This is a genomic window from Finegoldia magna, assembly GCF_018371055.1.
Classification (GTDB): Bacteria; Bacillota; Clostridia; order Tissierellales; family Peptoniphilaceae; genus Finegoldia; species Finegoldia magna_I.
The window spans coordinates 1-4,175 of record NZ_JAGYZD010000157.1 but is presented as its reverse complement, the minus strand read 5'-3'; the positions used below and the strand labels follow the sequence as shown (position 1 = coordinate 4,175).

The window sequence follows — 4,175 nt, the reverse complement described above, 5'->3', positions numbered from 1 at the left end:
ATTTCCATCATTTTTGTAAATGATGTTTGTCTTTCTTCAGGAGTAGTTTGCTTATCTGAATGGAATGAGTCAGAAATTGTCAAAATAGTCAAAGCTCTTGCGTTGTTTGCTTTTGCTGTCAAATACAATCCGTAGCTTTCCATTTCAACTGCTAACACGCCCATTTTTTCCCATTTTTTCCATTCTTCTGATTTTTGATTGTAGAAAATATCTGCAGAGAATACATTTCCAACATGAACGTCGATGTTTTTTTCTTCTGCAACATTTACTGCTTTTCTCAACAAATCATAATCACAAATCGCTGAAAAAGTTCCTTCCAAGTCGAATTGGTGAGCAAAATTGGAATCTGAACAACTTCCCATTGCTATTACGACATCGTACAAATCAAGATCTTTGCTGTAAGCTCCTGCTGAACCAATTCTAATAAGATTTTCTACTCCGTATTCGTTGATAAGTTCGTAAGAATAAATTCCTATAGATGGAATTCCCATTCCAGTTCCCATAACAGAAATTTCTTTTCCTTTGTATTTTCCAGTGTATCCGAACATATTTCTAACTGCATTGAATTGTTTTACATCTTCCAAGAAATTATCTGCAATAAATTTCGCTCTCAATGGATCTCCTGGCAATAAAACTGTTTTTGCGATGTCTCCTTTTTTCGCTTCGATATGTGGTGTTGACATAAATACCTCCTAATAATTAACTATAATCACATTCAAAAATTTTACCAAATCTAACTGACAATCATCCAAGTATTTTTCAATATAAGCTTCATAATACACGCTAATCCCATCAATATTCACTTCTTTCAAATGTGGTGATTTTAAAATAAACTTAGCGTAATATTTAGCTTCAGCAATTGTACAGCACGGGCTTTGACCCATGTACAACAATATTTTGTCCTTGGATTTTTGATTGCAATATGATTTTAATTTTTCGCTTAATTCTATTTTCATATTCTCTCCAATCAAATAAGAGAGAACTCTTGTTTCTCTCTTATTATATCATCAATTTGAACATTTTTGCTATTTTTCAAATCCTGGAACTAATAATCCGTAGTTGCCATCTTTTCTCTTGTAAACAACATTTACATTATTAGTTTTTGAATCCAAGAACACGAAGAAATCATGATTGATTAATTCCATTTGCATGATAGCTTCTTCCTTGTCCATTGGTTTGATTCCAAATTCTTTTGTCTTAACGATTGCACCTGTTGGTATTTCTTTGTCGTTGTTTTCTTCAACAGCTTCAAATCTTATTGAATTACTTTCTGTAAATCTCTTTTGTAATTTTGTTTTGTGTTTTCTTATTTGTCTTGCTAACGCGTCTTCAACTTTGTCGATAGCTGTTTTAATATCTTCGTTGGATTCTTCCGCTCTTAAAACAACTCCTTTATCTAAAATCATAGTGACTTCAACTCTCGCTTTGTCTTTTTCTTTTTTGAATACTACACGAGCTTGTTGTTCGTCATGGAAATATTTATCTAACTTGTGTAATTTAGATTCTGCCATTTTTTTCAAATCATCAGTTAATTTGATATCTTTTGTTACATAATTAAGTTTCATAAAATTCCTCCTGTTTATGAATTAAGAAATAATTTCTTATTTTCTTATTCTATATATACCCAATTTACGTTTTTGCAAACGATACTAATCACTATATCAAAAAAACTTCCCCTTACAAATTTTCATTTGCTCTGGGGAAGTCTTCATTATTTGATATATTTGTCAATAATGTTGATTACTTCTTCGATTTTTTCATCTGCATTATCATTTTCTATTGCATGTTTAACGCATGTTCGCATATGTCCGTTTAAAATGTCGATGTTCGCTTTTTTCAATTGACCAATACAACTCAAAATCTGAGTGGAAATATCCACACAATATCTGTCCTCTTCAATCATATTTACAATCGCATCGAGTTGTCCACGAACAGTTTTGATTTTTTTGAGGGCTTTTTGTTTGTGTTCTGTCATTATTTCACAGTAGCCTCAAATCCTATTTCATCAATTGCTTTAATGATATCAGCTTCGTTAAAATCTCCTTCTACTACCGCTTTTTTGTCATCAAGATTTACATTGACATCTGTCACACCTTCTACAGATTTACAAGCTTTTGTCACTGATTCTACGCAATGATTGCACACCATATCCAATACTTCAAATTCTTTTTTCATTATTTTTCCTCCTTAAAATTTTTGATTCTTAACGAATTTGTAACTACGGTTACCGAACTGAACGCCATTGCAGCACCTGCTATCATTGGATTCAAAAATCCAAATGCAGCAATCGGAATACCAACAACATTGTAGAAAAACGCCCAGAACAAATTTTGTTTTATTGTTTTTATTACTCTGTGACTTAATCTTATCGCAGTATTAACTTTATTTAAATCGCCATTTATAATTGTGATGTCACTCGCCTCAATCGCAACATCTGTACCAGTTCCAATAGAAAATCCAACATCACTTGTTGCAAGTGCTGGAGCATCGTTTATTCCATCTCCAACCATTCCTACTTTTTTGCCTTGATTTTTCAAATCCAACACTTTATCTGATTTGTCTTTTGGCAAACATTCTGCTATCACATGGTCGATGTTAGCTTTTTCTGCGATATGTTTTGCAGTATTTTCGCTATCACCAGTTATCATATATACATCGATATTATCGTCTTTTAATTTTGAAACAGCTTCTTGTGAGGATTCTTTTATTTTATCTGCTATCAAAATATATCCGTAAAATTCATCGTTCTTTCCAACAAGCACAACTGTATTTCCTTGAGATTGATATTTTTGAATATCTACATTGACATTAATATTATTGTCTCTCATCAATTTTTCATTGCCAATATAGTAATTGTCATTATTTATTGTAGCTGAAAGTCCTTTACCAGTAATCGAATCGAAATTTTCAACTTTATAGAACTCCGAACTATTTTTTTCATATTCTTTAACCACAGCATCTGCAAGTGGATGCTCAGAATTTTTTTCAATTGATGATACAATTTTTAAGAAGTCTGTATCTTTTGATTGGTAATCTACAACTTCTGGTTTACCATTTGTTATTGTTCCTGTTTTATCCAAAATAACTGCATCGATTTTGTTAGCAGTTTCTAAAACTTCAGCACTTTTTATTAAAATTCCAAGCTCTGCGCCTTTGCCACTTCCTACCATAATGGCCGTCGGAGTTGCAAGTCCCAATGAACAAGGGCACGCTATTACAAGAACTGAAACGGAGTTTAACAACGCTCTATCGAATTGTTTTGTCACAAAATAAGTGATGACAAATGTAATTACAGCAATTACAATAACAATGGGTACAAAAACAGATGAAATCTTGTCTGCTAATCTTTGAATTGGTGCTTTGTTGGATTGTGCATCTTCCACTAATTTTACGATTTGACTTAGAACTGTATCTTCACCAATTTTTTTCGCTTCAAATACAAATGATCCATTTTTATTAATCGTAGAGCCAATACATTCATCTCCAACTTGTTTTTGTACAGGCATCGATTCTCCAGTAATCATCGATTCATCAATTGATGAACTTCCCTCAACAATTATTCCATCAACAGCGATTTTTTCTCCTGGTTTTACAAGAATTTTATCTCCAACCATTACATCTTCAATATCAGTTTCAATAGTTTTACCATTTTTTATTATGTTAGCTTTTTTCGCTTGGAGTCCCATTAATTTACTTATAGCATCAGTTGTCCTTGTCTTTGCTCTTTTTTCGAAAACTTTTCCGAGTAAAATCAAAGTGATAACAACAGCAGACGATTCAAAATACAATTGGTCAGATCCTATTAATACATGATAAATCGAGTAGAAGTAGGCAGCACTTGTTCCCAATGCTATTAGAACATCCATGTTTGCTCCTCCACCTCTTAATGATTTGTATGCATTCACATAATATCTTCTTCCGATGTAGAATTGAACAACTGTTGCCAATGCCCATTGAAAATATCCATTATTTAAAATCGTGTGAACTCCTGCCATGTGAAAAAACATCGCTGAAAATAAAGGAATTGAAAAAATCGCAGAAATTATAAAATCACGTTTCAATTTTTCGTATTCAGTTATATTTTTTTCGTTAGCTATTTTATTGTCTGTTTTTATTTCTGCAGAATATCCTGCTTTGTCAACTAATCTTTTTACATCAGAATTGGTCTTGTATCC

At 32.3% G+C, this 4,175-nt stretch carries 6 protein-coding genes; all 6 read right to left on the bottom strand.

Annotated features, from left to right (window positions below; translation table 11 throughout):
- Window positions 1–683: purine-nucleoside phosphorylase (gene deoD, locus KHW44_RS07030; RefSeq protein WP_304067696.1), on the bottom strand; the 683-nt coding region annotated here is incomplete at its 3' end.
- 9 nt (window positions 684–692) lie between these two features.
- Window positions 693–956 (bottom strand): hypothetical protein, encoded by a 264-nt coding sequence (locus KHW44_RS07025; RefSeq protein ID WP_278726467.1) that lies wholly within the window; start codon window positions 954–956, stop codon window positions 693–695.
- Window positions 957–1,025: 69 nt separating this feature from the next.
- Window positions 1,026–1,565: a ribosome-associated translation inhibitor RaiA gene (raiA, locus tag KHW44_RS07020; protein ID WP_278726468.1), complete on the bottom strand. Its 540-nt coding sequence runs from the start codon at window positions 1,563–1,565 to the stop codon at window positions 1,026–1,028.
- Window positions 1,566–1,711: 146 nt separating this feature from the next.
- Entirely contained in the window at window positions 1,712–1,975 is a 264-nt protein-coding gene (locus tag KHW44_RS07015; RefSeq protein ID WP_002841343.1) for a metal-sensing transcriptional repressor, read from the bottom strand.
- Entirely contained in the window at window positions 1,975–2,175 is a 201-nt protein-coding gene (locus KHW44_RS07010; protein WP_278726470.1) for a heavy-metal-associated domain-containing protein, read from the bottom strand. Before KHW44_RS07010 ends, KHW44_RS07015 begins: the two co-directional genes overlap by 1 nt.
- The coding region (locus KHW44_RS07005; protein ID WP_304067687.1) for a copper-translocating P-type ATPase at window positions 2,175–4,175 on the bottom strand (2,001 nt) is incomplete at its 5' end. The genes KHW44_RS07005 and KHW44_RS07010, both read right to left, overlap by 1 nt.

Coding starts and splice junctions, on each gene's coding strand:
- KHW44_RS07015 (WP_002841343.1), bottom strand. CDS start 1,975: ATGACAGAACACAAACAAAAAGCCCTCAAAAAAATCAAAACTGTTCGT.
- raiA (WP_278726468.1), bottom strand. CDS start 1,565: ATGAAACTTAATTATGTAACAAAAGATATCAAATTAACTGATGATTTG.
- KHW44_RS07010 (WP_278726470.1), bottom strand. CDS start 2,175: ATGAAAAAAGAATTTGAAGTATTGGATATGGTGTGCAATCATTGCGTA.
- KHW44_RS07025 (WP_278726467.1), bottom strand. CDS start 956: ATGAAAATAGAATTAAGCGAAAAATTAAAATCATATTGCAATCAAAAA.